The sequence below is a fragment of the Shewanella algicola genome (assembly GCF_014648035.1).
GTDB classification, from domain to species: Bacteria; Pseudomonadota; Gammaproteobacteria; order Enterobacterales; family Shewanellaceae; genus Shewanella; species Shewanella algicola.
Map to the genome: position 1 here is coordinate 1 of NZ_BMQI01000093.1, position 6550 is coordinate 6550.

The 6550-nt window shown below is 41.5% G+C and carries 4 protein-coding genes and 1 pseudogene; 1 reads left to right on the forward strand and 4 read right to left on the reverse strand.

The window, feature by feature from the left end; all coding sequences use genetic code 11:
* Positions 1-64: 64 nt before the first annotated feature.
* A complete protein-coding gene (locus IEY42_RS21295) occupies positions 65-541 on the reverse strand; it encodes a metal ABC transporter solute-binding protein, Zn/Mn family (protein ID WP_188927202.1) in 477 nt (158 codons plus the stop codon).
* Between the two features lie 601 nt (positions 542-1142).
* Between IEY42_RS21295 and IEY42_RS21300 the strand changes: the two genes are divergently transcribed.
* Positions 1143-3329 carry a TonB-dependent receptor gene (locus IEY42_RS21300; protein ID WP_188927203.1) on the forward strand — a complete coding sequence of 729 codons (2187 nt, stop codon included), beginning with the start codon at positions 1143-1145 and terminating at the stop codon, positions 3327-3329.
* Positions 3330-3605: 276 nt separating this feature from the next.
* On the opposite strand, the gene IEY42_RS21305 is transcribed toward IEY42_RS21300, so the two are convergent.
* From IEY42_RS21305 to IEY42_RS21315, 3 genes and pseudogenes are all read right to left on the reverse strand, one after another.
* Positions 3606-4394, reverse strand: coding sequence for a Rossmann-like domain-containing protein (locus IEY42_RS21305; RefSeq protein WP_188927204.1), 789 nt, complete (start codon positions 4392-4394; stop codon positions 3606-3608).
* A gap of 802 nt (positions 4395-5196) precedes the next feature.
* On the reverse strand, positions 5197-5784 hold the full coding sequence (locus tag IEY42_RS21310; RefSeq protein WP_188739820.1) for a hypothetical protein: 588 nt from the start codon (positions 5782-5784) through the stop codon (positions 5197-5199).
* A 390-nt stretch (positions 5785-6174) separates the two neighbouring features.
* A pseudogene (locus IEY42_RS21315) lies at positions 6175-6489 on the reverse strand (transposase); the annotation flags it as partial.
* Between the last annotated feature and the right edge of the window lie 61 nt (positions 6490-6550).

Sequence of the window (6550 nt, forward strand, 5' to 3'; positions counted from 1 at the left end):
ACATCAGTTTGGCGCATTGACGCCGTATTAGGGAACGTCCATCTCATCACCCATAATTATTTCTTCAATCACTCGGCGAGATTTTTCTCATAGTCAGCTTTGCCCGCAGGGTCTTTTTAATGATTGCCTCAGCAATGGTGCGGGCCTGCAGTTTAAAAAGTCGTGGGCTGAGCCAAATGTGTGGATCGCTACCTTTCATCGTGATCCCTTTGCGCGTATCAACAATATGAAGTTGCTTGGTCATTGAGTCGATTTTTGGAATAAATGCATTTTCGAACATCACGCCAATACGAAAGAAGAGTTCTGCCTCCGATAAGGCTGCCATTTGACGTAGCGTCGGTTTGTAAGTCGCTGGGCTGCTTCCCAGTGTCACTAACGCCTGAACTTGCACCCGATCTCCGCCAATTCGGTCAACAAAGTATTCTTGCGGAAGGATATTGGCGACGATATTGAGCTTGTGCTCTTTTGCTGAATTGGCCGTGAGCCTTTGAGATTCATCATCACTGAAAGAGTTGAACAGGAAAAAAGCGAAGCCAATCAAAAAAGGGCTGCAGTTATTCCCGTTAGGGCTTTTAAAGATTTGCTCATTGCATATTCCTTAAGCGGATCATCTTAATGACAGGCAAAGTGGAAATTAAAGTTACGTCAGTATGAGAGTACAGCAGGACATAAGTTCATTAGTTAAAGCCCATTTCTAAGCTCACCAATTAAACTTTATTCTGTTACTAAACGTTAACCTCTAACCAATGGCAAGGGCTTATCGACAAAGAAAAAAAACAGTGCCAACCATTATTATGGCGGTTAAAAGGTGTTTATTGTTCATCGCTTAGGTTGTGTAGCGCGAATGCGTTATATAATAAATTTCATCTTTACAATCATGCCTTCACGCTCCTTTCTAAGTCCTGTCCATCGTCACAAAACTCAAGATTAAAGTTTAATATCCCTCTGTAAATAAAACACTTTTATATTAATAAACCATCAAACTCCGTCATTTTAAATAGGTTTATTATGTTGGTTTTTGACTATGTAGGTTGTTTACAATTTTATGTTGATGATATCACCATGTTGCAATTGATAATCGCAATCATTACCATTGCTGGCTGATTGGTTTCACATTTACCCTCCACTAGAGAAATAAACACATGGCATTACGGACAAGGCACACCACAATCTTCTTCTTATTGGGTGCAATAGCACCTCAATATGCTATCGCTCAGGACACTGATCAGGGCACGGTTCAAGAGGTAGAGCAGGGCATTCCGCAAGAAGACGTGCAGGCAAATAAAGAGGTTGAGCACATTATAGTGACAGCAAGCAGAATGGAAAAACCGGCTAACTCAATCCCAAATACGGTCACGATTATTGATTCTGAATTACTGGGTTTCCAGGTCGCAATTGACGATTCATTAGCCGGGATCTTAGAAAAAACCGTTCCGGGGTTTTCTCCAAGCTCCCAGAAAATGACTGGCTCAGCCGAAACACTGCGAGGCAAAAATCCTCTGTACATGATTGATGGAATTTCACAACACAACTCACTGCGTGATGGGCTTCGTGATGGCTTTACCATCGATAGCGACTTTTTAGATCATATTGAAGTGGTACAAGGGGCAAACGCCATCCAAGGCATTGGTGCAACAGGTGGTGTGGTAAACCTAGTCACTAAACAAGCATCGGGCAATGGCGACTGGAATAATGAAATAAAAACCAGATTCACCACAAGTGACGAACTTGAAAGTGACTCTTTTGGCTATAAAGTGACTTATATCGGCGATATCAAACTTGATTCGTTCGACTTTGTAGGTGGTATAGCGGTTCATGAACGTGGCATTTTTTTTGATGCCAATGGGGATCGAGTAGGTTTTCGCACCGCACAGGGAGAACTACAGGACTCAGGCTCTACAGATTTATTCCTTAAAACTGGCTACAACATAGATGACAAACAGCGTTTACAGCTTATGGTTAATACCTATGAACTGGAAAATAATGGCAGTCTTATCCCGGTAACAGGTGATAGAGAAGAAGGTATTTACGCCACGACTGTGGATGGTGATTCAAGTGAATCAGTTGGTAATCCTGCAAAGAATGAGGTGACAACCGCCTCCCTTGATTACAGCCACAAAGGGTTTTATGGTGGCAAGTTTATAAGCCAAATCTATTACCAAGACTACTCTGCGTTGTATGAAGGTTCTGTTTCTACTCGTTGGGCATTAACACCAGGTGGCGATGGCGTGATGGATCAGTCTGAAATCGAATCAGATAAATACGGCATTAAATTGAGCTATGAAATGAGTAATGTCGCTGGTCTAGAGGGCTCAAGAGCATTGTTGGGTTATGACTATTCTGTTGACAATACTTCGCAAACGCTGGCTCAAACCAACCGAGTATGGGTGCCAGAGATGAGCTTGATAACCTCCTCACCTTTTATGCAACTTGAATATGAGTTTTTTAATTCTTGGTTAATTTCTGCAGGCGCCAGATATGAATCAGCAGATCTGGACGTAGATGACTTTGTCACACTTCCAACATACAACAACACCCAGGTAGCAGGAGGCAAGCCATCATATACAGAGACACTGGTCAATGTCGGTCTGGTATATGAGCTTAACGATGCGATTACGCTTTACGCTTCTTATTCTGAAGGCTTTGATATGCCCGATGTTGGACGTGTACTTCGAGCGCTCGATTCACCAGGATTAGATGTCGATACATTAGTTGATGTTGAGCCTGTTATCACAGACAACACCGAAGTCGGTATGAACTTTGAAGTGGGTGACTGGGGCGGTCAGGTCTCTCTCTATCAATCACAAACCGATCTAGGCTCTCGCCTCGCCGCTGATGAGTCTGGTATATATGAAGTGCAACGTGAAAAACAAGAATCATGGGGTTACGATGTGGTCATTAATTACTATTTAAATAGTAATTGGACCTTAGGCGCTAACTACTCAAAAATTAATGGAGAGTACGACTCTGACGGCGATGGAGAGGTTGATACTGATCTCAATAATGCCAGCCAAGCACCTGCAAGGTTGAATGCTTTTGCCATAGGTGAGTTCAATAATATTAAAGGCAAGCTACAGGTTTCACATCTGTTTGACAGAACTCAACATGGTATTGCGGCCTATACAGATAACAGAAAAGAGTTTGAAGGCTACACCATTGTTGACCTGAGTTTGAATTATCAAGCTGACTTTGGGTTATTTGGAATTGGTATAGAAAACCTTCTGAATGAAGACTACGAGACCCTCTATTCACAAACTCAAAATCTTGACGATAGATACTTTTCCGGTAGAGGGCGTACTATTTCGTTGAGTTATAGTAATAAGTTTTAATCAGTGTGGTTAAACTCTATTGCTTAGAGTAATAAGCCACAGCTCAATATGTAACCCAAAGGCTCATCCATTCCGATGAGCCTTTTCATTGGCTCTTGCACAGGGATTACCGTTATTGTCATAGGTGAAGGTTTTTGTACCACTACGAATAAACTGCCTAATGACGTTAGGAGCAACATTAACGCTAGCCGTTTACCTACGTTACCGTATTAATATTGACTGCCATAATCGCTTATGAAAGGGCTCACGGTTATGTTTCGCCCTCAATATGAGAAATTATTTGTAGTCGCTTTTTCTCAAAGAGTAACGAGTAACGGACTCTTTCCACTTCTCGCCACTTTTCCAACGCTCAAGGAACAGTTCACGGTTTACTATTGCGCGGCCTCCGATACGAGTGATGCCATGTTCAAATAGTACCTCTGGCAACAGGCCAACGCTTGGGCCCACCAGTGCGATCTCTTGGGCTTTATGGCAATGCGTTAGCAAGCCTTCTAGGGTGTTGTTGATTACGCTGGTGCCAGTAATAAGTACCTTATCGCATTGCGCCAATTTGCTTGGATCTGTGGTTACTTCAAAATTGCCTTTGGCTTGGACCAATTCAGCCCGCAGCTCGATCACCGTTAAAGGGGTTTGTTGTTCGCGGAGTTGGGCTATAAGCGGGGCAAAGTAGCCAACCATACCAACGCGCTCACCAGGTTGAATATCCAGCAGCTCTAAACTGTCTTCTGCGTTGTGGTAGTTAAAGCCACGTTGTTTGAGTACATATTGGCTAATAGCATTAAGCGCTCCGGCGCCAAGCACTTGCTGCCAATCTTGTTGCAGCACGCTTAATTGGGCTAAATCCGTTACTGCTTTACCAATGTAATCACTGTATAGCGATTCATCTTGTAACTGCTCAAACGCGTTGCCCAATTTTACGTAGGTTAGGCCAATGGTACCGCCTTCTAATTCGACAACCCCAAACTTGGCACTTGGGTTATTTTCTTCGTGGCAAATGTGGATTGCTTTGATTGGTGGTAGATCGGTTGGTGCAGTAGTGAGTAACTGTTGATAAATAGACGACATCTGTGATTTCCATAACGCAGGGGACATTTCCGATTATTGTACCTCTACAAAAACGGTTTTTTTGTTAACTAGTTTGAATGTTTCTTACTTGAACAAAATTAACTAAAAAATTAACCAAGACACCTATAATTAATCAGCAATGCCTAATGATATTTTTTTGGGGTACTTAGTCTTGAACCTTGAAGAGGGATAGCTTGCTTGTAATAAAGAGGAACCTAGAATCTCGAATCAAATGATTGAAATAGTCGTTTAAATTCAATAATTTGAATGAGTTTGCGTCTTGAGGCCTGCAATTGCTAACTAAGATTGACTTTATTCCTGAAGTTGAAAAAGCTCAATCATTATGAACTAATTTCATTTGGGGCACAGCTTGGCTGTAAAGCCCGCCTCTTTATAAACATCAGGGCAGTACAGCCGCTTCTAGCAGTAAATAAGTCGCATCAAAAGCAACGATAAGAGTGAGAATGTAGTACAGAAAACTAAGGCCAAAAAGCCTTCGGTGAGCAGAGTATTATCTTGACTCACCGGGAGCATCCACATATGGCCATATAATTTCCACCACGGATAAACTGCCTAATCGCTTTAGGGCCTGCATTACCGCCAGCACCTTTGCCTACACTACCGTATCGATATTGACTGCCGTAATCGCCTTTAACAAGGATATTACCTGCGGCGTCATAGTCGTAGTTATTATGAAATCATTATGGGTGTTATAATTATTTTTTATGAAGATTGCTAGTAATGCTGAAGTCGGTGCGAAGCTGTGATGATAGAGTTGTCAACTCCATCATCACATGTAGAGTTAACCCAAAGATTCGATAAACTTATGCAGCTTATTTTCATCCTTACCAGCTAGATAAATGGCAACAATAGTTATAATCACACCCAAATCATTCAACTCCTCTTTGTTTGATTTGAGCCAATCGACTTCCCTTTCATCAGAGCCAATTGATGCCTTAGCTAGGTATTGAAACAATTGCGCCAATATAAAATTTGCTACAAGCTCACTTTGCCCACAAAAGACCACTCCAAAAATGTCAGGTGCATACAATGCCATATTTGAAACGAGTCCGCTTACATACTCACTATTCAAATCATCAAGTACAAGGGCTTCAACATTAAACTCAGAGTTAGTTCTTGATACCGACTTTTCAATTAAGCCAATCAACCTACCATCTAATTGATTCTGCAATTCAACAGCTTTCTCTTTGGGAAACACCTTCCCACTCAAAAAAATTGGGTTACCTACCATGTTAAACTGAATTTCTTGAGGTAGATTTCCAAGTACGCATGACTCTAGCATTCTATTATCGATTTCTTGCTCTTGAGCCACTAAAAAAGGGCTACACAAAACAAGAAAAGGCATTGTGATTTTGAATAAGCTTTTCATAATTATTACCTATTATTTCCAAGATGTTGAAAGGTTAGAACCCGAAACATCTTTTCCTGAAAAGTTTTTGTATGGCGGGAAATAACCTGCCCCACGACTAATTCCGTGTTTACGAGCCATTTTCGGGGTGCTGTATTGTAGCTTCCCATCCCTACTTGCTAGATGAAAGCAAAAAAGGAAGCCACCCATTTCTTGAACAAATAACATAACTCGTTTACATGGCTTTGGCGAGGGTTACGGTCGATGTGATCAACTCATCAACTGTTATCGATATGGCTAAAATATTATCGTTAAATGAGTGAGTTATGGTCATCTAAGAAATTCAACATAGCAAAAAATATTGATATAAATCAAGTATAAGGGAGATGGTGGTTTTTCAAGAATTAATGCTTAAGCACACAGCCAGCGCTGACAATTTGCAGCGCCTTGTCGTCGTTTTCGCTCTAAATGCTCACAGTATTCGGTTAACGCAGGTAAGGCACCGACAGCACCTTTAAATAATGTACCAAATTCAGTGGTGATTTTATGCCAATTATCTGCGGGGATGTTGAGTCTATTCAGTATATCCTGGCTACTTGAGCTAATGGCACCGCGTTTATCTTCTCGAATGATACGACCGGTATCTTCAACCAATACTATGTAGTCTTTAACGCTGAACATTAACCCGTTAGGCATATTAAGTCGCTCATTACCCACAAACAATAATCTTGGGTGATGAGATGGACGTTCCCTAATACGGCGTCAATGCGCCAAACTGATGTTGAAC